Consider the following 25,065-nt stretch of genomic DNA (forward strand, 5'->3'; position numbering starts at 1 on the left):
CTGGCACGGAGCATAGAGTGATGAACTGTGTCGTCATCCACCGCCGCCTCCGGCCGCACCCCCCTGACCGAAGCGGCCCCGCTCTCCCTCTGCGCGCGTGAGCCGCGCGTCCCGGCCGAGCGGCTGGTCGCCGAAATGGTGCCGCCGCCGCGCTTCGACTCCGTCCGGTTCGACACGTATGTGCCCGACCCGAACCAGCCCAGCCAGTCCGAGGCCGTCACCGTCCTGAGCGCCTTCGCCGCCGGGCTCGGCGCCGGGGAGCCCGCCGGTGGATCCGGGAGCGGCAAACGGCGCTGGTTCGCCAGGAAGCCGCAGCCGCCCACCGGGCCGCGCGGGGTGTACCTGGACGGCGGATACGGGGTCGGCAAGACCCACCTGCTGGCGTCCCTGTGGCACGCGACCCCGGCCGCGCCGGAGGAGAAAGCTTTCGGCACGTTCGTCGAGCTGACCAATCTGGTGGGCGCGCTGGGCTTCCAGCAGACCGTGAGCACGCTCGGCGGCCACCGGCTCCTGTGCATCGACGAATTCGAACTGGACGACCCGGGCGACACCGTCCTCGTCTCCACGCTGCTCGGCCGGCTCGTCGACGCCGGTGTGGCGCTGGCCGCGACCTCGAACACGCTGCCGGGCAAGCTCGGCGAGGGCCGGTTCGCCGCCGCCGACTTCCTGCGCGAGATACAGGGGCTCTCGTCGCGGTTCCGGCCGCTGCGCATCGACGGCGAGGACTACCGGCACCGGGGGCTGCCGGAGGCCCCGGCGCCGTACTCCGACGAGCAGGTGACCCGGGCCGCGTACGCCACCGAGGGCGCCAGCCTGGACGACTTCCCGGGGCTCCTCGGCCACCTGGCCTCCGTCCACCCGAGCCGGTACGGGGCGCTCACGGACGGGGTGCGGGCCGTCTGCCTCACGGACGTCACGGCGGTGCCCGACCAGTCGACGGCGCTGCGGCTGGTCGTCCTGGCGGACCGGCTGTACGACCGGGAGGTGCCCGTCCTCGCCTCCGGGCTGCCGTTCGACCGGCTGTTCAGCGAGGAGATGCTGAACGGCGGATACCGGAAGAAGTACTTCCGGGCGATCTCCCGGCTGACGGCCCTGGCGCGGGACGCGAAGGGGCTGGTCACCGAGTAGGTTCGGTGCCGTCGTCGCCCGCCGCGGACCGCACCCGAGCGGTCGGAGGCCGCGCGACCTCCGTCAAGGCCCCTGTCACCCGTTCGAGCAGCAGGAAGAAGGGTTCACCATGGCCACCACACGTCAGGCGCACACCGTCTGGGAGGGCGACCTCCTCAAGGGCACCGGCACCGTCACCTTCGACTCCTCGGGCATCGCCGACCAGGCGGTCTCCTGGCCGTCCCGCGCGGAGAAGGCGAACGGGAAGACGAGCCCGGAGGAGCTGATCGCCGCCGCGCACTCCAGCTGCTTCTCGATGGCCCTCTCCAACGGCCTGGCCACCGGCGGCACCCCGCCGACCCGGCTGACCACGCAGGCCGAGGTCACCTTCCAGCCGGGCACCGGCATCACGGGCATCCATCTCACCGTGCGCGGCGAGGTGCCGGGGCTGGACGCGGCCGGCTTCGAGCAGGCGGCCCGGGACGCGAAGGAGAACTGCCCGGTCAGCCAGGCACTCGCCGGTACGGACATCACCCTGAGCGCGTCCCTGGTCTGACCTCCGGGCACCGGGACGGTCTCCCGGTGGCCGCGTCGCCCCCGCCCACCGGAATCAGCCGACCCCGGTGGGCGGCCCGTTGCGGGCGCCCCGGCGACACCAGAGGCTGCTGGCGACCCGCATGGTCCACACGTCCCACGGGACGTGCTAGACACGTGCGGGTCACGTCTCCTGTCCGCCAGCAGGGAGTTGCCTCATGACCGCAACACGACGTCAGATCCTCGCCCGCACCGGTGCCACCGCCGCCGCGATCGCCTTCACCGGGGCCGTCTCCGAGCTGTTCACCGGCTCCAGCACCGCCGCCCCCCACGGGGGCCGCAGCGGCTACGGCCCGCTGGTCACCGACCCCGACGGGCTGCTCGATCTGCCACGGGGCTTCCGTTACCAGGTGCTCTCCAGAGAAGGCGACCAGCTGCTCTCGGGAGAGGGCCGGGTGCCCAGCAACCACGACGGCATGGCCGCCTTCGCGGGACGCCGGGGCCGGGTGCACCTCGTCCGCAATCACGAGAACAGGGTCGGGGCCCGGTTCGCCGTACCGACCGTTCCCGGACTGACCTACGACCCGATGGGCAAGGGCGGCTGCACGACGCTCGAACTGGACGGGCGCGGCCATGTCCTCGGCGAGCGGGTGGCCATCGCGGGCACCGCCGTCAACTGCGCGGGCGGCCCGACGCCCTGGGGTACCTGGCTGACCTGCGAGGAGACCGAGGACCGGGCGGGTACCAACGGGTACACCAAGGACCACGGCTTCATCTTCGAGGTGGACGGCTCCGATCCGCACCGCAGCGGCGCCGTACCGCTGACCGCCATGGGCCGCTTCCAGCACGAGGCCGTCGCGATCGACCCGGACAGCGGGACCGTGTACGAGACCGAGGACGCCTTCGACCACCCGTTCGGCCTCTTCTACCGCTTCCTGCCCGAGAAGCCGCGCGGCGGCATCGGGTCGCTGCGCGCCGGCGGCGCGCTGGAGGCGATGCGGGTGCCGGGGGTGCCGGACCTGTCGACCGTCCAGGAGCCGGGCGCGTCCTTCGACCGTATCGAGTGGGTGCCCGTACCGGACCCGCTCGCGGACGGGACGCCCATCCGGTACCAGGACTTCGGTCCGAAGGGCATCACCCATGCCCAGAAGCTGGAGGGCTGTTACTGGGGCGAGGGCTGCGTCTACTTCGTCTCCAGCTTCGCGCACCGTTCGGAGGGTTCGGCGGCGGACCACTACGGCCAGGTGTGGAAGTACGAGCCGCGGCGGCGCCGGCTCACCCTGGTGATCGTCTTCGGCCCGGACACGGACATCGATCTGCCGGGCGAGTCCCCCGACAACATCTGTCTCGCGCCGAGCGGCGGCCTGATGGTCTGCGAGGACGGGGGCGGCGCGCAGCACGTCTTCGGCGTGACGCGGCGCGGTGAGGTGTACCCGATGGCGCGCGGCGCGCAGAACGTGGGGACAGCGGAGAAGCCGGAGTGGGGCGAGTTCGCCGGGGTCACCTTCTCGCCCGACGGCCAGACGATGTACGTGAACTGCTACAACCCGGGGACGACCTTCGCCGTGACCGGCCCCTGGCGCTGACGGCGGCTCCACGGGCGGTCGCCGTGGAGCCCGATCCGTCGCACCCTCGAAGGACTCGGAGGTCTCGGAGGAAGCGACGGAAGGTGTGCGCGATGGCCGGTTGCGACACGAAGAAGAAGGCGAAGAAGGACGGCGGCGGGTCCGCCGGGAAGCCGGGGACCGGCGGCAGGCGGGGCCGAGGGAAGGACCGGGCGGCGGCGGAGCGGCAGCAGCCGTCGCCCGGCCTCCGCGAGCTGCTGCGGGTGCCCGGCGGCGTACCGGTCGACCTCACCGCGTACGACACCCGGGCCACCCCGGGCGGTCCGGGCGCGCCGAAGGACAAGGCGGCGGCGCTGAAGGCGGTCGCCCGGTCGGCGGAGCGTCTCGCCGGGCTCCAGGAGCGGCTGTACGCGGGCAGCACCACCGGTGACCGGCGCCGGGTGCTGCTGGTGCTCCAGGGGACGGACACCAGCGGCAAGGGCGGCACGATCAAGCATGTGATCCGGCTGTTCGACCCGTCCGGCTGCCGCGTCAGGGCCTTCAAGACGCCGACGCCGCAGGAGCGGCGGCACGACTTCCTCTGGCGGGTCAGGAGGGCGCTCCCGGAGCCGGGCGAGATCGGGATCTTCGACCGTTCGCACTACGAGGACGTCCTGATCGCCCGCGTCCGCCACCTGGCGCCCCACCGGGAGCTGGGCCACCGCTACGAACGGATCAACCGTTTCGAGCAGGAGCTGGCCGACGACGGCGTGACCCTGGTGAAGGTCTTTCTGCACCTCGGTCACGAGGAGCAGCGCGCACGGCTGCTGGCCCGCCTCGACAATCCGGACAAGCACTGGAAGTTCAGCACGGCGGATCTCGACGAGCGCGCGCTGTGGGCCGACTACCGGGCGGCGTACGAGCTGGCGCTGCGGCGCTGCTCCACCCCGGCGGCGCCCTGGTACCTGGTCCCGGCGGACCGCAAGTGGTATCGGAACTGGGCGATCAGCACGCTGCTGCTGGAGCATCTGGAGGCGCTGGCACCGACGTATCCCGCGGGGGACTTCGATGTCGAGAAGTGCCGTAAGAGGCTGTTGGAGGAGGCATAGGCGTCATCTTGCGGTCGAATGAGCGCCGTACACCTCCCCAGCGAAGATCATCATATATTTTCCGGGTGTGACCAGATATGTACGCGTACTCGCCGCTCTGGCCGTGCTGAGCGTCGCCCTCACCGGATGCGGTGACGGCGGCGGGAAGCCCTCGGCCGCCGCCCCCTCCCCCGCTCGCTCCGTGGCCGCCTCCTCCTCCGGCGCCGGGAGCCCGGGCGCGGCGATGAAGGGGCCGCCGACGCTGAGCCCCGGTGCGGGCGGGCTCACACCGGTCTTCGAACACGGCGGCGCGGCGGCGGGAAAGACCGTGGCACTCACCTTCGACGCCGACATGACGGCCGATCAGGGCCCCCGGGCCGCGGGCGGCGAGCGGTTCGACAATCCGTCGCTGATCGCCCTTCTGCGCCGGCTCGACGTGCCCGCCACGGTCTTCATGACCGGGCGGTGGGCCGAGGAGTACCCGACGCAGGCGAAGGAGATCGGCAACGATCCGCTCTTCGAGATCGCCAACCACTCGTACAGCCACTACGCCTTCACCGCCGACTGCTACGGGCTGCCGGTCGTCGGCGAGGAGCGGATGGCCTCGGACGTGCGGCGGGCCTTCACCGCGTTCGAGAAGGCCGGGGCGCGCAATGTCGTGCCGTACTTCCGCTTCCCCGGCGGCTGTTACGACGACACGGCGCGACGCGCCCTCGCCCCGGTCAAGGTCACGGCGGTGCAGTGGGACGTCGTCAGCGGCGACGCCTTCGCGACGGACGCGGACGCGGTCGCCCAGGAGGTGCTCACGGGGGTGAAGCCCGGCTCGCTGGTGGTGATGCACTGCACGCGCAGCGCGGCGCCGGTGACGGAGGAGGCCGTACGGCAGGTCGTCCCCGAGCTGAGGAAGCGCGGTTACCGCTTCGTCAAGGTCTCCGAGCTGATGAAGCACTGAGCCACGGACGGGCAGCCGGGGAGCCGCGGCCCGTGGAGGCTGCCCGGGAGCGGCAGCGGGTCACCGGGCGGGCACGGCGGTGGCGCGCGGCGGCGGTCAGCCCGAGCACGCCGTGCGCTGGGCCTCCTGCCACTCGCAGACGGGGCAGAGGGTCGCGCCCCTGACCGTCGCCAGGTGCTCGGTGGGCTGCCCGCACAGTACGCAGTCGGCGTACGCCGCCCTTGCGGTCTCCTCGGCCACGCTCTTTTCCGTCATGTCCCCGAGCGTACTCAGCCGGGCCGCGCGGCGCGGCGGGGGCGGCGCCGCGCGGGCGCCCGCCGCTCCCCGCCGGAGCCGCCGGACGGCACGGGCCGGTTCAGTGTTCGGACGGGGTGGCCTCGCTCGGCCTGATGATCACGAACCCCTCGCCCTGGAGCATGAGCTGGACGGCCTCGCCCGAGCCGCCCCGGATCATCGATCCCACGGACTGCGAACGGTGCAGCGAGGTGGCGAGCTGGGCGCTCCAGCCGACGACCGCGTCCGTGTCCACGTACACCGGGGCCTGCGCGGTGACCGGGATCACGATGGGGGTGCCCTCGCAGATCAGGCCGAGCTTTCCGGACCCGGTGAAGAGGCTGTTGAACAGGCCGCCTCCGGCCATGCCCGCGCCCTTCACCGTCTTTATCTCGTACGAGAGGGTCGGATCGAAGCAGAGCACGTTGCGGCCGTTGATGGTGAGCGCGTCGCCCTGGTCGAGGTCGACGATGAAGCAGTTCGCCGCCTCCTGCGCGAACCACGCCTCGCCCTGGCCCTTCACCGTCATCAGCGGCAGGCCCTCGCCCGTCACGGCCCGCTTGAGCAGACCACCGATGCCCTGGCCCTTGCGCTCGAACTGGAGACTCCCGCGGAAGGCGATCATGGATCCCTGCCGTGCCAGCATCTCGCCGTTGACGGCGTACTTGATCGATTTGGAGTTCTGGAGTGTCATCCCGGGGGCGGTGGCGGGCTGCGCCAGGTACTCCGAGGAGAAGAGATCGCTCTGCATACCGAGCATCGTCACCCGAGGACCCCCGTCCGGCCAAGGAGTATTCCGGGGTTTCCGCCGTGAGGCGGCGACGCCGGGGCTGGCAGACTGGACGCGTGAGCAGCGACAGCACCACCGAAAGCCCCGTCCGGCCCGGACATCCCACCCCCGACGAGGTGCCGCGGTTCGTGCTGCCCCTGGTCGTACGGATCGAGAAGGGTGCTCCCCCGGCCCGCACCGACGCGCTGGAGACGGCGGCCCGCGCCGTGCTCACGATGCTCTCCGACGAACGCTCGCTGGGCGAGGGCGAGACCGAGGGCGAATGGGCCCGCGTGATGCGGGAGTGGCAGGACACCCAGATCCGCAAGGTGGTGCGGCGGGCGCGCGGCGCGGAGTGGCGCCGCGCCACCTCGCTCCCCGGCCTCACACTGACCGGCACGGGTACGGGTACGGCCGCGGAGGCGGACCCGGGCACGATGCCGCCGCCCCCGGCGGAGGTACGCGTCTTCCCGCCCGTCCCGCTCGACGGCTGGCCCAAGGAACTGGTGAAACTACAGGTCTCCGGCACCGACCTGGACGACCCCGAGCCGCCGCCGGCCCCGGCCCGGGACCTGCCGGTCCTGTGGCTGAGCCCCGGCCTGGACATGTCGGCTGGCAAGGCCATGGCCCAGGCGGGGCACGGCGCCCAACTCGTCTGGTGGGAGCTGCCGGACAAGGAGCGCGTGGCGTGGCGTGAGGCGGGTTTCCCGCTCGCCGTACGCACCGCGTCCCCGGCCCGCTGGCGCGAACTCGCTTCCAGCGGGCTGCCGTTGGTCCGCGATGCCGGGTTCACGGAGATCGCGGCGGGGTCGGCCACCGTGGTCGGTGATCATCCGGCGCTGCGGGGCTGAACGCTCGCGCCCTCCCGTACGTATCCCCCGGTACCGCCACGCGGGTCGGGACAGCCGTCGGCCCGGTGGTTGATTCAGCGGTGTCACACATCGGTTCGGGAGGCAGCACATTGTTGCGACGCATCAACGGTACGGCGCTCATCATCGCGGCACTGGTCGCGACGGTCGCGGCGTTGGCGTTCCCCGTGTGGTCGTACGCCGATCGTTCCGGGACGGGGCAGGCGAACATCGCCGCGTCGACGGTCTCGACCCAGTGGGGGCCGCTGACCGCGTCCGACCGCGATCTGCTGGTCAAGGTGCGGCTGGCCGGGCTCTGGGAGCTGCCGGCCGGGCAGCAGGCGATCGACCGGGCGCCCAGCCAGGCGATCAAGGACTGCGGTGACCATCTGGTCGTCGGCCACACCGACCTGGACAAGCGGGTCGTCTCGGTGGCGGCGCAGCTCGGCGTCGAGCTGCCGAACCAGCCGAACGAGCAGCAGCAGGGCTGGCTGCGGGAGCTGTCGGCGGCTCAGGGCGACGAGTACGAGCGGAAGTTCGCCCAACTGCTGCGCAACGCGCACGGCAAGGTCTTCTCGGCCATCGCGCTGGTCCGGCACACCACCAGGAACGCACTGGTCCGGCAGCTGGCGAGCGACGCCAACATCACGGTGCTCGACCACATCACCATGCTGGAGGCCACCGGCAAGGTCGACTTCGACGCCCTCGCCGACGAGGCCGCGGGCAACCTCACCGCGAGCCCGACCGGCCCGCCGCCGCCCAACGGCAACCTGCCGCCGGCCGCCGCTCCCGTCGAACCCACCGGGAACGGGACGTTCACCTCCGAACCCTCGACAGGGCCCGGCGCGCCGACCGCGATCAACACGGACCGGCCCGACCCGGAGGACTCACCGGCGCCCACCCCCTGACGTTCGCCCGCTCCTCCACCACCGCTCCTCCACGGGATCGGTCAGCCACGGAATCGGTCAGCCACGGAATCAATCGCTCTCGGGAGAAACCTCAAATCAACCTCTGAACGTCCTCCTTCCCGGATTCAGGAGCGCCCGGCGGGGCGATAGCACCCGCATACGAACGGCGAAGGGGGACGCGATGGACGGCACACCGCGCGGGAACACACCACGGCTGGGAGTCGGCATCGGCTGGCGGCCGGAGATCGCCGACGCGGTGGAGTCGCTGCCCGGCGTCGACTGGGTGGAGGCCGTCGCGGAGAACCTCTGCCCCGGCCATCTGCCCGACTCGCTGGTGCGGCTGCGCGAGCGCGGCGTCACCGTCGTCCCGCACGGGGTGTCGCTGGGGCTCGGCGGCGCCGAGCGGCCGGACACGCGCCGGCTGGCGGATCTGGCGGAGCGGGCCGAGGCGCTCGGTTCGCCCCTGGTCACCGAACACATCGCGTTCGTACGGGCGGGAGGCGAGCGCACCGCGTCGCCGCTGCTCGAAGCCGGGCATCTGCTGCCGGTCCCGCGCACCCGGGACGCGCTGCGGGTGCTGTGCGAGAACGTACGGATCGCCCAGGACTCGCTGCCCGTACCGCTGGCGGTGGAGAACATCGCCGCCCTGATCTCCTGGCCGGACGAGGAGATGAGCGAGGGCCGGTTCCTCGCCGAGCTGGTGGAGCGCACCGGTGTCCGGCTGCTGATCGATGTCGCCAACCTGCACACCAACCAGGTGAACCGGGGCGAGGACCCCGCCGAGGCGCTGGACGAGCTGCCGGTCGAGGCGATCGCGTACGTCCATGTCGCGGGAGGGATCGAGCGCGACGGCGTCTGGCACGACACGCACGCCCACCCGGTGTCCCGGCCCGTCCTCGACGTGCTGGCGGAGCTGCGCTCGCGGGTGGACCCGCCGGGGGTGCTGCTGGAGCGCGACGACGACTTCCCGCCCGCACGGGAGCTGGCCGGTGAGCTGGCGGCGATACGGGAGACCCTCCGGATCACAGCGGCGGCCGGGGGCGCCGCGCATACGGCGCTCACCGGCGGCCTCGCGCGGGACGGCCGTACGGGGGCGGAGCCCGTGGAGCCCGCGGAGCCCGCGGAGCCCGTGGAGCCCGTGGAGCCCTCGGAGCCCGTGGAGCCCGTGGAGCCCGCGGAGGACACCGCCGCGGGAGGGGTCGAGGGCGGCGAGGACGGCTCCGTCGAGCCCGCCCGCCGACGCCTCGCCCTCGCCGAGACCTCCCTGCTGTCCGCCCTGGTCGCCGGCGCGCCCGTCCCCGAGGGGTTCGACCGCAGAAGGCTGCGGGTCCAGAGCCGCGCGCTCTCCGTCAAGCGGGCCGGTGTCGTCGCCAAGGTCGCCCCGGAGCTGCCGGAGATCCTCGGCGACGACTACCGCCCGGAGTTCCTCGGGTACGCGGCCGGCCGGCCGCTGCGCGCCGGGCACCGGCGCGACGCGCTCGACTTCGCCGAACACCTGCTGATCGCCGGGCGGCCGGAGAGCCACGCGGCCCGGCGCCGGCTGTCCCTGTGGTGGCAGGAGCGCGCCGGAGCCCGCCCGCCGCGCCGCGCGACCCGTCTCGTCCGCGTGGCCCGTGCCGCGCTCACGGGAAGGTGACACCTTCCATGAACGATGCCTCCGTCCTCGCGCTCCACGCCGTCATAGCCCTCTCGTCCCTCACGCTCCTCACCGGCGTGCTCGTGATGCGCCGCGGCGGCCCCGTCGCGCCGCCCGAGGCCGGGAACCCGCCCGCCCCGCCGACCGACCTGGAGGCCGCCTACCTCGGCGGCGGCCCCCGCCGGGTCGCCGAGGCGGCGATCGCCACCATGCAGTCCGACGGCCGGCTGGCCGTCGGCGGCCCCGGCATCGTCGCCGTACAGCGGGCGGTGGCCCACGATCCGGTGGAGCGGTCGGTGCTCCAGGAGTACGCGGCGGCCCCGAACGGCCGGCTGCTGCGGCTGCGACTGGCGGTGGCCGCCGGTCCCGCCGTCCGGGAGATGGGCGAGGCGCTGGTGCGCAGGGGACTGCTGGTGTCCCCGGCGCGGACCCGGATCTGGCGGCTGTGGGGGGTCGTCCAGGGTGCGGCCTGCTTCGTCGGGCTGCCGGTGGTCTTCGTCGTGAGCGTCCTGAGCGAGGCGTCGACCACCACGTCCTCCGGCTCCGACGAGGAGTTCGTGTCGTTCGCCTTCTCCTTCACCCTGCTGCCCACGCTGTTCGCGGGCGTCGCCCTCGGCGTCCTGGGAGCGGCGCTGGCCGCCTGGCCGCGTACCCGGACGGGGCGGCAGGCGTTCCGCGATGTCCGCGCCGGGGTGCGCGGACCGGGCGCGGGCGTGGCCCGGACGGTGGCGGTGTACGGAGCGGCGGGTGTGCCCGACCCGGTGCTGCGCCGCTATCTGCGCGCCGGGGACGGGACGTCGTCCTCCGGCCGCATGGCCGGCGCGGAGTCGGGCGGCTCCGGCGGGGACGCCGGGCAGGGCTGCGGCGGGGGCGCCTCCTGCGGGAGCAGTTCCTGCGGGGGGAGCAGTTCCTGCGGGGGGAGCAGTTCCTGCGGTGGCGGCAGCTCCTGCGGTGGCGGCAGCTCCTGACGGCCCGTCACCTCGCCTCCCCGCCCTCGCCCCGCGCTCCGGGACGCGCTCCGGAGCGCCCGCCGAGCGCATAGGGGTCATTGGGCCCGACACCGCCCACCGGTCCTTGCTTCGCCCTCGCGTGCTGTCGACCCTCTGTTCTGCGGTTGATCCCACATCCGCACGCACGAAGGGAACGCGATGAGAGCAGTTGTGAAGTGCGGGGCTCTGACCGCCCTCGGCTCCCTGGTCCTGTCGGCGCTCGTCGCCGCCCCCGCCGACGGCGCGGTCGCCGAGCCGGGTACGGCCGCCGACCTGTACGGCGCCGCCCGGGCCCGCGCCCACGAGACCCGGGGCGTGGCCCGGGCCGCCGAACGGGCCGGCGCGGCCGGGATCGCGTTCGGCGCCTGCCCCGAGGCCGAGTCGCTGCCCGCCCCCGTCACCTGCGGCACCGTCGAGGTCCCCCTCGACTACGCGGAGCCCGACGGCCGGAAGATCTCCCTCACCGTGAGCCGCGTCAAGGCGAGCGGACCGGCCGGGCAGCGGCAGGGCGCGCTGGTCTTCAACCCCGGCGGCCCCGGCGCCTCCGGCATGTACTTCCCGCTGGCCGCCGAGCTGCCCGAGTGGAAGCGGATCGCCGGGGCGTACGACATCGTCGGCTACGCGCCGCGCGGAGTCGGCCGCTCCGCCCCGCTCTCCTGCGAGGACCCGGCGGACACCCTGCGGGCCCCCACCCAGGCCCCGGTGCACCCCTCCGAGTCGTACAAGCGCGAGCGGATCGCCGAGGCCAAGGCGCGCGCCCAGGGCTGCGCCGACAGCGCGGGGGCGGCCCTCCCCCACTACAACTCGCTGAACAACGCCCGCGATCTGGACGTGCTGCGCGCGGCCCTCGGCGAGCGGAAGCTGACGTATCTGGGCGCCTCGTACGGCACCTACTTCGGCGCGCTGTACGCGACGCTCTTCCCGTCGCACGTACGCCGGATGGTCTTCGACTCCGCCGTCGACCCCGATCCCCGGAAGATCTGGTACCGCGGCAACCTCGACCAGTCGGCCGCGTTCGAGCGGCGCTGGACGGACTTCCTCACCTGGATCGCCAAGCACGACAGGACGTACCACCTGGGCGGCGACGTCGAAGAGGTGCGCAAGAACTACGAGAAGGTACGCGCCGGGGTCACCCACGAGCCGGCCGGCGGGAAGGTCGGGCCCGGTCAGCTCCAGGGCGCGATGCTCTCGGCCGGTTACTACGACGACTACTGGGCGATCCGCGCCACCGCGCTCTCCGAGTACGTCAAGGGCAACCCGAAGCCGCTGGTCGAGCAGGCCACGCCCAGGTCCGAGGCCGCCGCCGACAGCGAGAACGGCAACGCCGTGTACACCGCCGTCGAGTGCAACGACGCGCCGTGGCCGACGGACTGGCGGGTCTGGGACCGCGACAACACCGAACTCGCGCGCACGGCGCCGTTCGAGACCTGGGACAACGCCTTCATGAATCTGCCGTGCGCCTACTGGCCGGCGCCCCGGCAGCAGCCGCTCGATGTCCGCACCCGGCCCGGCGAGCTGCCCCCGGTCCTGATCCTGGCGGCGGAACGTGACGCGGCGACGCCGTACGAAGGGGCGCTGGAGCTTCAGCGGCGGCTGGCGGGGTCGGTGCTGGTGACCGAGCGGAACGCGGGCACACATGGCGTCGCGGGCGGCTCCAACGCCTGTATCGACACCTACCTGGAGGACTATCTCCTCCTCGGAAAGGCGCCGGTGCGGCGCGCGGAGTGCGCGCCGCACGCGGAGCCGAACCCGGTGTCGTTGGAACCGAGTGACAGGCGCGCCGCCCTGCCCCACCGAATCGGTCCGGCGCCTCGCCACCGAGCGCTCGGGAACACATGACAAACGGCGTGACGCCGCCGGAAGCGTGCCGCGGCCCGCGGGTCAGAGTGGTTCTCCGAGGGCCGAGCGCAGCCAGTCAAGTGATCCGGTCCCCAGCACCGCGTCGGCGAGCGCCTGGCCGGACCTGGTGGTGATCCGGCCGCGGCTGTTGTCGATCCAGCGCTGCGCGTTGGCGTAGCCCTGGTCCCGGTACTCGACGCCCTGGATCATGCACTCCAGCTTGTCGGCGTCGCGCGCGCAGATGGCCTCCGGCGAGTCCTTCGCCTCGTACTCCGCGACGAGACTTTGGATGGTCTCGGCCAGCACCTTGGGCATCTCGGCCACCTGGTCGGCGGTGATGTCGCGGGGATCGGCCTCACCCTCGGTGTACTTCTTGCCGAGGTGGTTGACGTCCCCGCTGCGGGTCTCCTGGGAGTCGTGCCAGACGGCGAGGAACGCAGCCCGAGCCGGGTCCGCTCCCTCCAGCTTCGCGATGATGGAGGCGATGAGGGCGGTGCGCCAGGAGTGATCGGCGACGGACTCGGGGTCCTTGACGCCGGCCATCCACCAGCCGCTGCGCCTGGTGGACTTCAACGTTCCCGCCTCGTACAGGAATCGGGCCACGGCAGTCAGCTCTTCGGACACGGTCGGGCTCCTCTCACGCCTCCGCGAGGCGGATCGCGTACCGGATGCTCTCCATCTCCCGTCGCCCGCGCGCCGAGAGTTCACGGCTATCCAACATGAGAGGGAGCCGATCACGTAGGGCGCGGGCCGCTGCTCCGGAGTACAGGAGGTTGGGGCGGGCCTGGAGAAGTGACCACACACTGTGGATGTTCAGGTCCACATATCCGTGGTGGGGCGCCATGCCTTCCACGAGATGGGCGAGGAGTCTGTCCCCGGTCCACGCGCCGAGGGAGCCGTCAGCGATGAAGTCGTCCGAGAGCTGCGGAGCGGTCGTCTCACCGATCCAGTACGCCCAGTAGGCCAAGTTCGCGGCCTCTCCGGCGTCGTCGTCCAGGAGCGCTCTGTCGATGAAATGGGCCATACGGTCACGGTCGCCCTGCCTCGCGGCGACAGCGGCGACGGACCGGCCGGTGAGCCAGGCGGTGAGCCAGGTGTCCGAGCGTTCCACGCACTGCTGTTGACTCAACCACTCCTCGATGTCGGAGGTCACGCCGTACCCGGACAGGTACAGGGCTTGGCGGCGGAGGAGGAACTGGCCTGGACCGCGCGCCTGCTCGGCCGTGGTCCGCATGCGCGACTCGGCGCTCCTCGCTCTCGGGGCTCTGCACGGCCCGGCCGGGGCGGAGTGCCTGCGCGGGGTCGCTCCGATCGATGAGCGGTCCATCGTCGGCGTCTTCCGTCGGAAGTTCAACGGCTTGAGCGCCACCAGCCATATGCGGTCGCTCGGCCGGGACAGCGGACTCCCGGAGTCCGAGCGCCAGGAGGTCGTGGAGCTGGTCCAGAACGCGGTGCTGCGGCTGCTCCGGATGGCCGGTGCGATCTCTCCCCGCCGGGACACCGTGGTATTCGGGGACCTCAAACCGGAGCACGTCCATATCGACGGCCCCCGCCTCCACTTCATCGACCCGGCCGTGCAGTGGGCGGCCGGGCCTCAGCCGGACGTCGCGAAGCTGGTCGGCCGGGCGTTGCTCCTTGCTCTCGGGCATCCGGAGCCGCGCGCACGGCGTCAGATCGTCCAAGGGGTCGCCTCCACGCTCGCCCGGCACGTCGCGGCGTTACCCGGACACGAGCGGGCGGGACGGCTCCGTGAGGTCGTGGTTCTGTGGCTCATGGACACCGTGAGCATCCTGAGCACATGCCTCAGCGCCCCTGCGGGTCTCCCCCTGGCGCCCCAGCAGCAGTCCCTCGTCGCGCGGGCTCGCACGGTGGCAGGCATCGTGGACCGGGTAAGCGTCCTCCTCGCCGGGTCGACGGCCGGTCCCCGGCTCCTGGACGGTGTCTTCTCCGAGGTCGAGCACACCGCTGGGAGCGCTCGGTGAGCGGCCCGGTGGTGGGGATCGTCGGAGCGGGCGGCGTCGGGCAGACCCTCGCCACCGGTCTCGTCGCTGCCGCGCTGCCCGGACGGCTCCTCGTCGTGTCCCGGCAACCGGCCCGGGTCCACGGCTTGACCGCCGACCTCCAGGATCTCTCGCTCGCCACCCGGTCGCGCACAGCAGTCGAGGCCGGTGAAGTCACTGACCTCCACGGCTGCGACGCGGTGGTGATCGCCCTGCGCGCCGAATTCACGAACACCGCCACGCGAGACATCCGGCGCGGCGGCGCCGCTGCGAACGCTCCCGCTCTCGGAGCCCTCGCGCGGGAGCTGCGCGGGTACGACGGGACCGTCCTCGTCGTGACGAACCCCGTGGACCTGATGGCCCGCCGCTTCACCGAAGTGTCGGGCTGTGCACGGGTCTTCGGGATCGGATCGAACCTCGACTCGGCCCGGTACCGGCTCCTGCTGGCCTGGTACGCCCAGGTATCCCCGGAACTCGTACGGGGCCACGTGATCGGTGAGCACGGCGAGCGCGCCGTCGTGTGCGTGTCCACGACAACCGTAGCCGGTCGACCCGTCGCGGTCCCGGTGCACACAGTCATGGAGGCCCTCCAGCGTCGGCCGGCTCTGATCCGTAACGGCGTCGGCCGGACCCGCTGCGGACCCGCGGGCGCCGTGTTGTCCACGCTCCGCAAAGCCCTCGGCCTGGTCGACGGCGTCGAGGAGCTGTCCGTGCCGTACGGGGACGTCTGGCTGGGAATTCCGACACTCTTCACCGGCGGGAAGGCCGCACCGCGCCTGCCTCGGCTCACCCGTTCCGAACGTCTGTGTCTGGACTCTGCGGCCAGCAGCCTCCGTGACGCCTACACCCATCTCCCTGCTCATACCGAGAGGATCGCCACATGATCGCTGCTACCCGGCTGGAGACCGCCGCCGCGGCCGTCACCGTGCTCAGCAACCGTCCGGAGGTCACGGACTGGGCCCTGCGCTACTTCGGACCATGGTGGAACGCCACATCGATGGACGACGCCGTCTGCGCCGACGGCGTCGTGATCGCGGACGTCGAACCGACCGACTACGAGGAGATCACCCACCTCGTCCACGACGGCCGGCCCACGACGGCCGTGGACTACGCGAAGCACCCGCTGCTGGTGGCGCAGGACGGCGAGGACATCATCGCCACGTCGCCGGAGGAGGGGATCGCGTACCGCGCAACGCCGTCCTCCGGCCGTCTCGTCCTCGCCGGTACCGATGTACAGCCTCTCGCCCTGGCCGCCGCGCGCCTCGCACGGGAGGCGATTCGCGGTCAGCTCCTGCGGGACGGCTGGGCTGTGCTCCACTCGTCCGCAGTCGTGAGGCCGACCGACGGCGCGACGCTCCTCGCTTTCGGCGACAAAGGGTCCGGCAAGACGAGCACGGCTCTTCTGCTGGCCTCGCGCGGCTGGCAGCTCCTCGCCAACGACCGGGTCCTGGTCCGGCCGACCGGCGAGCGTGATGTCGAGGTCGTCCCCTGGCCGTCGGCCGCGGCGCTCGGCCTCGGGCTGCTCCACTCGCTCGGCTGGGACGTCATCGCGCGCCAGCACCTCCGGGCCGGAGGCAGCTTCCACCCGACTCAGCACGAGTCCGTGACCGAGGCACTGCTCGCCGGCGACCACACCCCGCTGTGGGAGAACAAGAGGCGGGAGCGGAAGGTCCAGGTTTTCCCGGACCAGTTCCCTGACCTGTTCAACGTGCCGCTGGCCACGGGAGGTCGGGCGGCGGCCCTCCTCTTCCCTCAGATCGACGCCGACGCGGCGCCGGATGTGACCGACGGTACGCGCACGCTGAGAGAGGGCGATTTCATGTCGGGCACGACGGAGGACCGGTACCCGGACATCTTCGAGCAGGCTCAGGGCGTCGACAGCGGCGGCCGGGAAAGCGCGCGCGCCGAAGTGGCCTCCCGTCTCGCCACGCTGCCGCACCGCGCCGTCCGGCTGAACCATGACATCCCGGCAAGCGCCGTTCTGCTGGACAAGGTCGCCGACGCGGTCTGAGTTCTCCGGCCACGAAGAGGACAGAGGCGAACAGCGAGCGGTTCCCGTCCCCGCGGGAGCACCGACCCGGGTTCCATCGGCCGCGATCGGCGCGGAGGGGGCGGGGACGGGGAAGGAGGAGATCCTTCCCCGTCCCCGGTCACCACGCTTCCGCAGGCCGGCGGCCGATGGGAACCCGGAGCCGAACCCGGTGTCGTTGGACGGACGTGCGCGCAGCAGGAGACTGCCGCCCGTCGTCTGATCTTCCGGGTGGAATGGCCGGGTCCGCGTCTGGGCGGGCCCGGCCACGTCAGGTCCGGGCCCTAGGCGAGCCCGGCCACCAGGTCCGCCACCGACTTGCGGCGGCCGGTGTAGAACGGCACCTCTTCCCGAACGTACAGCCGCGCCTGGGAGCCGCGCAGATGACGCATCAGGTCGACGATCCGGTACAGCTCGTCGGCCTCGAAGGCCAGGATCCACTCGTAGTCGCCGAGCGAGAAGGATGCCACAGTGTTGGCGCGTACGTCCGGGTAACCGCGGGCCATCTTCCCGTGGTCCGCGAGCATCTTGCGGCGGTCCTCGTCGGGGAGCAGGTACCAGTCGTAGGAGCGGACGAACGGGTAGACGCTGACGTAGTCGCGGGGCGTCTCGTCGGCCAGGAAGGCCGGCACGTGCGACTTGTTGAACTCGGCGGGGCGGTGCAGCGCCATGTTCGACCAGACGGGCTCCAGCGCCCGGCCCAGGGCGGTGCGCCGGAAGCGGTTGTACGCGTCCTGGAGTTCGTCCGCGGTCTCCGCGTGCCACCAGATCATGACGTCGGCGTCGGCGCGCAGACCGGACACGTCGTACGTGCCGCGCACGGTGATGTCCTTGGCGGCGAGCTGGTCGAACAGCTCCTGGACCTCGTCCGCGTAACCGGAGCGGTCCTCGGGCAGCGCCTCGCGCAGCCTGAAGACGGACCACAGCGTGTAGCGGATGACCTCGTTGAGGTCCTTGGCCTTCTTGCCCGCGTTCGGGGTCTTCTCTGGAGCAGCAGTCATACGGCTATTCTCCCGCGCCCCGGCCGGTGCCCCGCGCCAGGGTCGACGTGGCGATGATCTCGTCCGCCGCCCGCCGGGCGCTCGCGACACAGGCCGGGATGCCGACGCCGTCGTAGGCCGCGCCGCAGACCCGCAGACCGGGCAGCGCGGCGACGGCCTCGCGGACCCGCGCGACCCGGTCGAGGTGGCCTACGGGGTACTGCGGCAGACCGGCGGTCCACCGGGTCACCCGGGTGTCCACGGGCTTGGCGGCGAGTCCGAACGCGTCGCCGAGGTCGGTCAGGGACACCTCGACCAGTTCGTGGTCCTCGCGCTGGAGTTGCTCCTCCTCGCCGTAGCGTCCGACGGAGGTGCGCAGCGCGAAGAGGCCGGGCCCGGCGTCGGCGACCCAGCCCCACTTGCGGGTGGAGAAGGTCGCCGCCTTGATGGTGCGGCCCTCGACCGGTGGGACGAGGAAGCCGCTGCCCTCGGGCACGGTGGTGCCGAGGTCGTCGCGGCGGAAGACCATGGTGACCAGGGCCATCGAGGCGTACTCGACCTCGGCGAGTTCGGCGGCGGCGGCCGGGGACTCGGCGGCGAGCAGCGCGGAGGCGGACCAGGCGGGGGTCGCGAGGATCACCCCGTCGGCGCTCAGCACCCGCCGGTCGGTGCGCACGCGCCAGCCGTCGACGGCGCGGCTCAGACCCAGGACGGGGGTCTCCAGGAGGATGTCGCCGCCGCCGGCCCGTACGGCGTCGGCGACGGCGCCCGGCAGCCGGCCCACGCCGCCCTCGATCCCGGCGAAGACAGCGCCCGTCGCGGGGTTGCGGGCCGTCCTCGCCTGGAGGTCGCGGACGGCGGCGAGCAGGGAGTCATGGGTTCTGATGGCGTCGAACAGCTGCGGTACGGCCGACCGCATGGACAGGCGGTACGCGTCGCCCGCGTAGACCCCGCCGAGCAGTGGCTCCACCAGCCGGTCGACGACCTCGCGGCCGAGCCGGCGCGCCACGTACTCACCGACCGCGACGTCGTCGCCGACCTCGGTGGGCGGGAGTTCCGGCTCCCGGGCGATCCGGGCGAGCCCTTCGTCGGAGAGCAGCCCGGCGAGGGCGGCGGGGTCGCCGGGTACGCCCATCACATGGCCCTTGGGCATGGGCCGCAGGGCGCCGCGCGTCCAGACCGAGGCGGTGGTCGCGGTCGGCGGCTGGAGCAGCGGGCCGAGCCCGACGGCCTCGGCCAGCTCCACGGCCTCGGGGCGGCGCGCGAGCATCGACTCGGCGCCCAGATCGACGGGGACGCCCTCGATCTCGCCCGTGCGCAGCTTGCCGCCGAGCCGGTCGGTGGCCTCCACCAGCGTCACCCGTACCCCGGTGTCCAGCAGCCGGTGTGCGGCGGCGAGACCGGCGATGCCGCCCCCGATGACGACGACATGGCCGGTGCGGGTGTCCGTGTGCGGTGCGCTCGACGACTCCATGGCCTCCACTCTCTCAAACGCCCGGCGGCGCCTCGCAACCGCCGTTCCGAGTCCGGTTCGTGACCGCTCCGGTACCGGGGAACGGCAACCCGCTCACCCGTCCCGTACGTCGAACCGGCACCACGCCACACGTTCCGGGGGGCCGATCATGCGTGACGCGGGTGCGGGAGTTGAGGGACCGGGCCACCGAACTCAGCGATGTGGTGGCGTTGGGAGGCGGGTTGAGCAAACGTCAGGCGGAGCTGGAGTCGCCGCTCGCGCGGCAGGCGTCCGGCGCCGGACCTCGGCTCCCGCCGCGGCCTCGGCTCCCACCGCCGTGCCGGCCGGGGCGCCCGCGGCGCCCGCGGCGCCCGCGGCGGAGGGCCGTGAGCAGGACTGACCGGGCGCGGCCGCGTAGCGTGCCCCGCGGGACACGGAAGCGATCGAGCACGTCCGGAGGGACACGCGATGGTGGAGCGCATGGTGGTCGTCGGCGGCGACGCGGCGGGAATGTCCGCCGCGTCGCAGGCCCGCAGGGCGCGGGGGCCCGAGGAGCTGGAGATCGTCGCCTTCGAGCGCGGCCATTTCACCTCGTACTCCGCGTGCGGCATCCCTTACTGGGTGGGCGGCGACGTGACGAATCGTGACGATCTGATCGCGCGCACCCCTCGGGAGCATCGAGAACGAGCCATTGATCTGCGCATGCGCACGGAGGTCGTGGAGCTGGACGTTCCCGGACAGCGGGTGCGGGCCCGCGATCTCTCCGACGGTTCGGAGAGCTGGACGGGGTTCGACAAGCTGGTCGTCGCGACGGGCGCCCGCCCGGTGCGGCCCGCGCTGCCGGGGATCGACGCGCCGGGCGTGCACGGCGTGCAGACGCTGGACGACGGCCAGGCCCTGCTGGACACCCTCGCCGCCACGGAGGGCCGGCACGCGGTCGTCGTCGGCGCGGGCTATATCGGGGTCGAGATGGCGGAGGCGCTGCTGAAGCGGGGCTACGAGGTCACCGTCCTGCACCGGGGCGAGCAGCCGATGGCCACACTCGACCCGGACATGGGACGGCTGGTCCACGAGGCGATGGACGGCCTGGGCATCACGACGGTGGGCGGCGCCGCCGTCACCGCGATCCGTACCGGCGCGGACGGCCGGGTGCGGGCCGTGGTCACCGAGGGCGGCGAGTATCCGGCGGACGTCGTCGTGCTCGGGATCGGCGTCGAGCCGGAGACGGCCCTCGCGGGCGCCGCCGGGCTGCCCCTGGGGGCGCACCAGGGGCTGCTGACGGACATGTCCCTGCGGGTGCGCGGCCACGAGAACATCTGGGCGGGCGGCGACTGCGTGGAGGTCCTCGACCTGGTCTCCGGCGCGCACCGGCACATCGCGCTGGGCACGCACGCCAACAAGCACGGCCAGATCATCGGTACGAACGCGGGCGGCGGCTACGCCACGTTCCCCGGCGTGGTCGGTACGGCGGTCAGCAAGGTGTGCGAGCTGGAGATCGCCCGTACGGGGCTGCGCGAGCGGGACGCCCGGCGGGCGGGCCTCCAGTACGTGACGGCGACGATCGAGTCAACCAACAGCGCGGGCTACTACCCGGGGGCCGTCCCGATGACGGTCAAGATGCTCGCGGAGCGCCGTACGGGGAGGCTGCTGGGGGTCCAGATCGTCGGGCGCGACGGCGCGGCGAAGCGGGTGGACATCGCGGCGGTGGCGCTGACCGCGGGGATGACCGTGGAGCGGATGACCACCCTGGACCTCGGCTACGCCCCGCCCTTCTCACCGGTCTGGGACCCGGTCCTGGTCGCCGCGCGCAAGGCCGTGACGGCGGTGCGCGCGGCGGGGATCTAGGGCGTGCCGCGAAAGTCCCGCCGGGCGGCTCAGCGGGCCGTGCGCTCGTGCACGTACTCCACCAGCCGCGACAGCGCGTCGGGGTCCATGCTGGGCAGCACGCCGTGGCCGAGGTTGAAGACGTGGCCCTCAAGGCCGGCCGCCGCTTCCAGCACCTCGTCGGCCTTGGTCTCCACGACCGACGGCGGCGCGAAGAGCACGGCCGGGTCGAGGTTGCCCTGGAGCGCCTTGCCGGGGCCGACCCTGCGGGCGGCCTCGTCGAGCGGGACGCGCCAGTCGACGCCGACGACGTCCGCGCCCGCCTCGCCCATGGCGCCGAGCAGTTCGCCCGTACCGACGCCGAAGTGGATGCGCGGCACGCCGTAGGCGGCGACCGCGTCGAAGACCTTCGCCGAGGCGGGCCGGACGGAGCGGCGGTAGTCGGCGGGGGCCAGCGCGCCCACCCAGGAGTCGAACAGCTGGACCGCGCTCGCGCCCGCCTCGATCTGGACCTTGAGGAAGGCGCCGGTGATGTCCGCGAGCCGGTCCAGCAGGTCCGCCCAGAGCTGCGGGTCGCCGTACATCATGGCTTTGGTGTGCTCGTGGTTGCGGGACGGGCCGCCCTCCACGAGATAGCTGGCGAGGGTGAACGGCGCGCCGGCGAAGCCGATGAGCGGGGTCTCCCCCAGCTCGGCGGTGAGCATGCCGATGGCCTCGGTGACGTACCAGACGTCGTCGGGGGTCAGGTCGCGCAGCCGGGCCAGGTCCGCGCGGGTGCGGATCGGCTCGGCGACGACGGGACCGACGCCCGGCTTGATGTCGAGATCGAGGCCGATGGCCTTGAGCGGGACGACGATGTCGCTGAAGTAGATCGCGGCGTCGACCTTGTGGCGCCGTACCGGCTGGAGCGTGATCTCGGTGACCAGCTCGGGCCGCATGCACGACTCCAGCATCGGAATGCCCTCGCGCACCTTCAGGTACTCCGGCAGCGAGCGTCCCGCCTGTCGCATGAACCAGACCGGCGTGTGCGGCACGGGTTCGCGCCTGCACGCCTTCATAAAGGCCGATTCGTACGTCTTCGTCTGCTGGCCCGAAGGGCGGTCGTTGGCGCTCACGCCGAGAATCTTCGCACGCACGCGGAAGCCGCCGCCCCGGCCCGGGTGTCCCTGCCTGCGCGAGGCGCGGGTTCCGCCTACTCTTCCCCGCATGGCTGCGGCGCAGGGACAGTTTTCCGATCATTCCAACGGCACCGAGGGAACAGGCGGCAAGGAGGCTGATTCCGTCCCGCCCGCGTTCCGTTCGGCGGTCGAGACCTTGCGGGCGGCGCGGCCGCGCCCGGAGATCGAGATCGACCCGACACCGGCGCCCAAACGGCTGGCACCGTACGCGTACGCCCTGGAGGCGGCGGTCGTGGACGGCGAGGAGGACCTCGCGGACGGCCGGCTCATCCTGTTGCACGACCCCTCGGGCCACGACGCCTGGCAGGGCGCCTTCCGGCTGGTCACGCTGGTGCGGGCGGAGCTGGAGCCGGAGATGGCCGCCGACCCGCTGCTGCCCGAGGTGTGCTGGTCCTGGCTGACGGGCGCGCTGGAGGCGCGCGGGCTGTCGTACGGGGAGGCCAGCGGCACCGTCACCCGGGCCGGATCGCACTACTTCGGGGGACTGGGCGAGCGCAGGCCGGCCACCCAGATCGAGATCCGGGCCTCCTGGACTCCGCACGAGGGACTGGGCGGGGTGCCCGACGCGGCGGCGCATCTGGCGGCCTGGTGCGATCTGCTCTGCCAGATCGCCGGACTGCCACCGCTTCCCCCCGGCTCGGCTCCGGGTTCCGGCGAGAGCGGAACGGGCGCGGGCGTGGTGTCGCTGCCGCAGCGGCGCGGCCCGCAGGCTCCCTGACGGGCTCTCACGGGCCGGTCGCCTCCCCACCGGCCCCGCACCGCACTTTCCGTACCCGCCCTTCAGGCGCGCATCGCCTCCGCGCGCGCCGGGCGTCCGTGCGGGGCCCGGAGTGGGGCCACTCGTAGGATGATCGATCACGTATCCGAATTGCCCGAATTGTTACTCATCAATTCGTGATCATTCTCTAAAGGCGAGCGGGATTGCTGCCGAAGAGGTCAATGACCCTTCCCGCACGGTTCGCCCCGGCTTCATCCCCATCCCCCGGCCGGCTCCGTCCCGCACCTTCCCCAGGAGGCCTGGTGTCCGTTCTCCTTGAGCAGCCCGCAAGCCTGGTCGCCTACCGCCCGAACAAGCCGACGGCCATGGTCGTCGTGGCCGACCCCCGCGTCCGCTCCACCGTCACCCGCCACCTGTGGGCCCTCGGAGTACGGGACGTCATCGAGGCGTCGTCCATCGCGGAGGCCCGCCCCCGCGTCGGCAACCCGCGCGACATCTGCGTTGCCGACGTCCACCTGCCCGACGGTTCCGGGCTGACCCTGCTGTCCGAGACCCGCGCGGCGGGCTGGCCCAACGGGCTCGCCCTCTCCGCCGCCGATGACATCGGCGCGGTGCGCAACGCCCTCGCGGGCGGGGTCAAGGGCTACGTGGTCACCGGAACCCGTACGAACATCGGCCACCCCGGCCGTCCCGGCGTCGCCCCCCTGGGCGCGGGACAGCGCATGCACCGCCGCCCGCCCGGCGCCCCGAGCCACCCCGGTGGCTACCGCGAGCTGTCCGGCCGCGAGGTCGAGGTACTCCGGCTCGTCGCGGAGGGCCAGTCCAACAAGGCCATCGGAGTCTCGATGGGCCTGTCCGCACTCACCGTCAAGAGTCACCTGGCCCGGATCGCGCGCAAGCTCGGCACGGGCGACCGGGCCGGAATGGTCGCCGTGGCCCTCCGTACCGGAATCATCCACTGACCACTTCTCGCCCCCGGCGCCTGTCGACGGAACGTTCCGTCGACAGGCGCCGTCCGTTCACAGATACCCTTGACCGGTGACCGACGCCCAAGACACCGCAGCAGAGCCAGCACTGCGAACCACCGGGGGCGCTCCCCCGGCCGACGTCGAACCGGCGCCGATCCCCTTGCTGGAGCCCCGCGAGGGCATTCCGCCCGTGATCGCCACCGATGAGGCGCTCGCGGAGGTGATCGCGGCCTTCGCCGCGGGCACCGGCCCCGTCGCCGTGGACGCGGAGCGCGCGTCCGGCTACCGGTACGGCCAGCGCGCCTACCTCGTCCAGCTGCGCCGCGCAGGCGCCGGGACGGCGCTCGTCGACCCGGTCGGCTGCCCCGACCTGTCGGGCCTCGGCGAGGCGCTCGCCGACACCGAGTGGATTCTGCACGCCGCCACCCAGGACCTCCCCTGCCTGCGCGAAATAGGCATGATCCCCACCCGGCTGTTCGACACCGAGCTGGCCGGCCGGCTGGCGGGGTTCCCCCGCGTCGGCCTCGGCGCCATGGTCGAGAACGTCCTCGGGTACGCCCTGGAGAAGGGCCACTCCGCCGTCGACTGGTCGACCCGTCCGCTCCCCGAACCGTGGCTGCGGTACGCCGCGCTCGACGTGGAGCTGCTCGTCGACCTGCGGGACGCCCTGGAGAAGGAGCTGGACCGGCAGGGGAAGCTGGACTGGGCCCACCAGGAGTTCGACGCGATCGCCTCGGCCCCGCCCGCGCCGCCGCGCACGGACCCCTGGCGCCGTACGTCCGGGATGCACAAGGTGCGCCGCCGGCGCCAGATGGCCGTCGTACGGGAGCTGTGGACCACCCGTGACCGGGTGGCGCAGCGCCGTGACGTCTCCCCCGGCAAGGTGCTGAGCGACAGCGCCATCGTCGAGGCGTCCTTGGCCGTGCCGGTGAACGTGCAGGCGCTCACCGGGCTGCCGGGATTCGGCCACCGGATGGGAAGACGTCAGCTGGAGCAGTGGCAGGCGGCCATCGACCGGGCGAGGGAGCTGCCCGACGGCGAGCTGCCCCAGCCCGGCCAGCCCTTCTCCGGCCCGCCCCCGCCCCGCTCCTGGGCCGACAAGGACCCGGAGGCGGCGGCGCGGCTGTCCGCCGCCCGCACGGCGGTCTCGGCGCTCGCCGAGCGGCTCGGCATGCCGCAGGAGAACCTGATCACGCCGGACACGGTCCGCCGCGTCTGCTGGGAGCCGCCGCACGAGCGGACGGTGGAGAGTGTCGGGGCGGCGCTGTCCGCGCACGGCGCACGGGCCTGGCAGGTGGAGCAGGTGGCGCCGCTGCTGACGCGCGCGCTGGCCGCCGCCGCCCCCGCGTAACGGACAGACCGCGCGGAACCGGGCGGGGCGGGGTCGCGCGGGACCGGGTGGACCACAAAAACGGAGGGGGACTGGGC

24 protein-coding genes and 1 pseudogene are annotated in these 25,065 nt (G+C 72.8%); 18 read left to right on the top strand and 7 right to left on the bottom strand.

The genetic code is table 11. From position 1 onward, the window contains the following. Positions 1 to 27 precede the first annotated feature (27 nt). The 5 genes from zapE to ACFY6S_RS06205 all read left to right on the top strand — a co-directional run bounded on the left by zapE (position 28) and on the right by ACFY6S_RS06205 (position 5,225). A complete protein-coding gene (gene zapE, locus ACFY6S_RS06185; RefSeq protein WP_388823383.1) occupies positions 28 to 1,128 on the top strand; it encodes a cell division protein ZapE in 1,101 nt (366 codons plus the stop codon). Between the two features lie 109 nt (positions 1,129 to 1,237). After that, positions 1,238 to 1,663: an OsmC family protein gene (locus tag ACFY6S_RS06190; RefSeq protein ID WP_388823385.1), complete on the top strand. Its 426-nt coding sequence runs from the start codon at positions 1,238 to 1,240 to the stop codon at positions 1,661 to 1,663. 196 nt (positions 1,664 to 1,859) lie between these two features. Further along, a complete protein-coding gene (locus tag ACFY6S_RS06195) occupies positions 1,860 to 3,227 on the top strand; it encodes an alkaline phosphatase PhoX (RefSeq protein WP_388823387.1) in 1,368 nt (455 codons plus the stop codon). A gap of 92 nt (positions 3,228 to 3,319) precedes the next feature. Next, positions 3,320 to 4,294, top strand: coding sequence for a PPK2 family polyphosphate kinase (locus ACFY6S_RS06200; RefSeq protein WP_388823389.1), 975 nt, complete (start codon positions 3,320 to 3,322; stop codon positions 4,292 to 4,294). A gap of 67 nt (positions 4,295 to 4,361) precedes the next feature. After that, positions 4,362 to 5,225, top strand: a complete 864-nt coding sequence (locus tag ACFY6S_RS06205) for a polysaccharide deacetylase family protein (protein WP_388823391.1) — start codon at positions 4,362 to 4,364, stop codon at positions 5,223 to 5,225. 96 nt (positions 5,226 to 5,321) lie between these two features. On the opposite strand, the gene ACFY6S_RS06210 is transcribed toward ACFY6S_RS06205, so the two are convergent. Together ACFY6S_RS06210 and ACFY6S_RS06215 are read right to left on the bottom strand one after the other, a co-directional pair. Further along, positions 5,322 to 5,480, bottom strand: a complete 159-nt coding sequence (locus tag ACFY6S_RS06210; protein WP_388823393.1) for a hypothetical protein — start codon at positions 5,478 to 5,480, stop codon at positions 5,322 to 5,324. A gap of 100 nt (positions 5,481 to 5,580) precedes the next feature. After that, positions 5,581 to 6,249: an AIM24 family protein gene (locus ACFY6S_RS06215; RefSeq protein WP_388823395.1), complete on the bottom strand. Its 669-nt coding sequence runs from the start codon at positions 6,247 to 6,249 to the stop codon at positions 5,581 to 5,583. Between the two features lie 95 nt (positions 6,250 to 6,344). Here ACFY6S_RS06215 and ACFY6S_RS06220 point away from each other — a divergent pair, with 95 nt between their 5' ends. From ACFY6S_RS06220 to ACFY6S_RS06240, 5 genes are all read left to right on the top strand, one after another. Further along, positions 6,345 to 7,118, top strand: a complete 774-nt coding sequence (locus ACFY6S_RS06220) for a peptidyl-tRNA hydrolase (protein WP_388823397.1) — start codon at positions 6,345 to 6,347, stop codon at positions 7,116 to 7,118. Between the two features lie 113 nt (positions 7,119 to 7,231). Continuing rightward, the gene (locus tag ACFY6S_RS06225) at positions 7,232 to 8,023 is read left to right on the top strand and encodes a DUF4142 domain-containing protein (RefSeq protein ID WP_388823399.1); all 792 of its coding nucleotides are present in this window, start codon (positions 7,232 to 7,234) and stop codon (positions 8,021 to 8,023) included. A gap of 181 nt (positions 8,024 to 8,204) precedes the next feature. Continuing rightward, positions 8,205 to 9,659 (top strand): DUF692 domain-containing protein, encoded by a 1,455-nt coding sequence (locus ACFY6S_RS06230; protein WP_388823401.1) that lies wholly within the window; start codon positions 8,205 to 8,207, stop codon positions 9,657 to 9,659. A gap of 8 nt (positions 9,660 to 9,667) precedes the next feature. Beyond that, positions 9,668 to 10,627: a TIGR04222 domain-containing membrane protein gene (locus tag ACFY6S_RS06235; RefSeq protein ID WP_388823403.1), complete on the top strand. Its 960-nt coding sequence runs from the start codon at positions 9,668 to 9,670 to the stop codon at positions 10,625 to 10,627. 192 nt (positions 10,628 to 10,819) lie between these two features. Further along, on the top strand, positions 10,820 to 12,487 hold the full coding sequence (locus ACFY6S_RS06240) for an alpha/beta hydrolase (protein WP_388823878.1): 1,668 nt from the start codon (positions 10,820 to 10,822) through the stop codon (positions 12,485 to 12,487). A 42-nt stretch (positions 12,488 to 12,529) separates the two neighbouring features. Here the strand turns inward: ACFY6S_RS06240 and ACFY6S_RS06245 are convergent, their stop codons facing one another. Then, on the bottom strand, positions 12,530 to 13,111 hold the full coding sequence (locus ACFY6S_RS06245) for an HD family hydrolase (RefSeq protein WP_388823405.1): 582 nt from the start codon (positions 13,109 to 13,111) through the stop codon (positions 12,530 to 12,532). Between the two features lie 13 nt (positions 13,112 to 13,124). Further along, positions 13,125 to 13,721 (bottom strand): transcriptional regulator, encoded by a 597-nt coding sequence (locus ACFY6S_RS06250; protein WP_388823407.1) that lies wholly within the window; start codon positions 13,719 to 13,721, stop codon positions 13,125 to 13,127. Here ACFY6S_RS06250 and ACFY6S_RS06255 point away from each other — a divergent pair. The 3 genes from ACFY6S_RS06255 to ACFY6S_RS06265 are packed head-to-tail and all read left to right on the top strand — an operon-like array spanning position 13,720 to position 16,498. After that, positions 13,720 to 14,469: a hypothetical protein gene (locus ACFY6S_RS06255; RefSeq protein WP_388823409.1), complete on the top strand. Its 750-nt coding sequence runs from the start codon at positions 13,720 to 13,722 to the stop codon at positions 14,467 to 14,469. The two genes, ACFY6S_RS06250 and ACFY6S_RS06255, sit on opposite strands and share 2 nt — an antisense overlap. Further along, positions 14,466 to 15,371 (top strand): NAD(P)-binding domain-containing protein, encoded by a 906-nt coding sequence (locus ACFY6S_RS06260; RefSeq protein ID WP_388823411.1) that lies wholly within the window; start codon positions 14,466 to 14,468, stop codon positions 15,369 to 15,371. Before ACFY6S_RS06255 ends, ACFY6S_RS06260 begins: the two co-directional genes overlap by 4 nt. Next, positions 15,368 to 16,498 carry a hypothetical protein gene (locus ACFY6S_RS06265; protein WP_388823413.1) on the top strand — a complete coding sequence of 377 codons (1,131 nt, stop codon included), beginning with the start codon at positions 15,368 to 15,370 and terminating at the stop codon, positions 16,496 to 16,498. The genes ACFY6S_RS06260 and ACFY6S_RS06265 overlap by 4 nt, the downstream gene beginning before the upstream one ends. A 302-nt stretch (positions 16,499 to 16,800) precedes the next feature. On the opposite strand, the gene hemQ is transcribed toward ACFY6S_RS06265, so the two are convergent. Both hemQ and hemG read right to left on the bottom strand, forming a co-directional pair. Beyond that, positions 16,801 to 17,517, bottom strand: coding sequence for a hydrogen peroxide-dependent heme synthase (gene hemQ / locus ACFY6S_RS06270; RefSeq protein ID WP_388823415.1), 717 nt, complete (start codon positions 17,515 to 17,517; stop codon positions 16,801 to 16,803). Between the two features lie 4 nt (positions 17,518 to 17,521). Continuing rightward, positions 17,522 to 18,979: a protoporphyrinogen oxidase gene (gene hemG / locus ACFY6S_RS06275; RefSeq protein WP_388823417.1), complete on the bottom strand. Its 1,458-nt coding sequence runs from the start codon at positions 18,977 to 18,979 to the stop codon at positions 17,522 to 17,524. Positions 18,980 to 19,119: 140 nt separating this feature from the next. Here hemG and ACFY6S_RS06280 point away from each other — a divergent pair. Further along, positions 19,120 to 19,242: pseudogene (locus tag ACFY6S_RS06280) on the top strand (DUF4349 domain-containing protein); the annotation flags it as partial. A 175-nt stretch (positions 19,243 to 19,417) separates the two neighbouring features. After that, on the top strand, positions 19,418 to 20,794 hold the full coding sequence (locus tag ACFY6S_RS06285; RefSeq protein WP_388823419.1) for an FAD-dependent oxidoreductase: 1,377 nt from the start codon (positions 19,418 to 19,420) through the stop codon (positions 20,792 to 20,794). Between the two features lie 29 nt (positions 20,795 to 20,823). Here the strand turns inward: ACFY6S_RS06285 and hemE are convergent, their stop codons facing one another. Continuing rightward, positions 20,824 to 21,888, bottom strand: a complete 1,065-nt coding sequence (gene hemE, locus ACFY6S_RS06290) for a uroporphyrinogen decarboxylase (RefSeq protein WP_388823421.1) — start codon at positions 21,886 to 21,888, stop codon at positions 20,824 to 20,826. A 91-nt stretch (positions 21,889 to 21,979) separates the two neighbouring features. Between hemE and ACFY6S_RS06295 the strand changes: the two genes are divergently transcribed. The 3 genes from ACFY6S_RS06295 to ACFY6S_RS06305 all read left to right on the top strand — a co-directional run bounded on the left by ACFY6S_RS06295 (position 21,980) and on the right by ACFY6S_RS06305 (position 24,988). After that, the gene (locus ACFY6S_RS06295; RefSeq protein ID WP_388823423.1) at positions 21,980 to 22,669 is read left to right on the top strand and encodes a DUF3000 domain-containing protein; all 690 of its coding nucleotides are present in this window, start codon (positions 21,980 to 21,982) and stop codon (positions 22,667 to 22,669) included. A gap of 302 nt (positions 22,670 to 22,971) precedes the next feature. After that, the gene (locus ACFY6S_RS06300) at positions 22,972 to 23,631 is read left to right on the top strand and encodes a LuxR C-terminal-related transcriptional regulator (protein ID WP_388823425.1); all 660 of its coding nucleotides are present in this window, start codon (positions 22,972 to 22,974) and stop codon (positions 23,629 to 23,631) included. 76 nt (positions 23,632 to 23,707) lie between these two features. Next, positions 23,708 to 24,988, top strand: coding sequence for a ribonuclease D (locus ACFY6S_RS06305; RefSeq protein WP_388823427.1), 1,281 nt, complete (start codon positions 23,708 to 23,710; stop codon positions 24,986 to 24,988). Positions 24,989 to 25,065 lie beyond the last annotated feature (77 nt).

This window comes from Streptomyces sp. NPDC012835, assembly GCF_042900885.1.
Lineage (GTDB): Bacteria > Actinomycetota > Actinomycetes > Streptomycetales > Streptomycetaceae > Streptomyces.

Bases quoted from the DNA above. Each gene is read 5' to 3' on its own strand.
- ACFY6S_RS06190 (WP_388823385.1), top strand. From the start codon at position 1,238: ATGGCCACCACACGTCAGGCGCACACCGTCTGGGAGGGCGACCTCCTC.
- ACFY6S_RS06195 (WP_388823387.1), top strand. From the start codon at position 1,860: ATGACCGCAACACGACGTCAGATCCTCGCCCGCACCGGTGCCACCGCC.
- ACFY6S_RS06200 (WP_388823389.1), top strand. From the start codon at position 3,320: ATGGCCGGTTGCGACACGAAGAAGAAGGCGAAGAAGGACGGCGGCGGG.
- ACFY6S_RS06210 (WP_388823393.1), bottom strand. From the start codon at position 5,480: ATGACGGAAAAGAGCGTGGCCGAGGAGACCGCAAGGGCGGCGTACGCC.
- ACFY6S_RS06215 (WP_388823395.1), bottom strand. From the start codon at position 6,249: ATGCAGAGCGATCTCTTCTCCTCGGAGTACCTGGCGCAGCCCGCCACC.
- ACFY6S_RS06230 (WP_388823401.1), top strand. From the start codon at position 8,205: ATGGACGGCACACCGCGCGGGAACACACCACGGCTGGGAGTCGGCATC.
- ACFY6S_RS06235 (WP_388823403.1), top strand. From the start codon at position 9,668: ATGAACGATGCCTCCGTCCTCGCGCTCCACGCCGTCATAGCCCTCTCG.
- ACFY6S_RS06255 (WP_388823409.1), top strand. From the start codon at position 13,720: ATGCGCGACTCGGCGCTCCTCGCTCTCGGGGCTCTGCACGGCCCGGCC.
- ACFY6S_RS06250 (WP_388823407.1), bottom strand. From the start codon at position 13,721: ATGCGGACCACGGCCGAGCAGGCGCGCGGTCCAGGCCAGTTCCTCCTC.
- ACFY6S_RS06265 (WP_388823413.1), top strand. From the start codon at position 15,368: ATGATCGCTGCTACCCGGCTGGAGACCGCCGCCGCGGCCGTCACCGTG.
- hemQ (WP_388823415.1), bottom strand. From the start codon at position 17,517: ATGACTGCTGCTCCAGAGAAGACCCCGAACGCGGGCAAGAAGGCCAAG.
- ACFY6S_RS06285 (WP_388823419.1), top strand. From the start codon at position 19,418: ATGGTGGAGCGCATGGTGGTCGTCGGCGGCGACGCGGCGGGAATGTCC.
- ACFY6S_RS06295 (WP_388823423.1), top strand. From the start codon at position 21,980: ATGGCTGCGGCGCAGGGACAGTTTTCCGATCATTCCAACGGCACCGAG.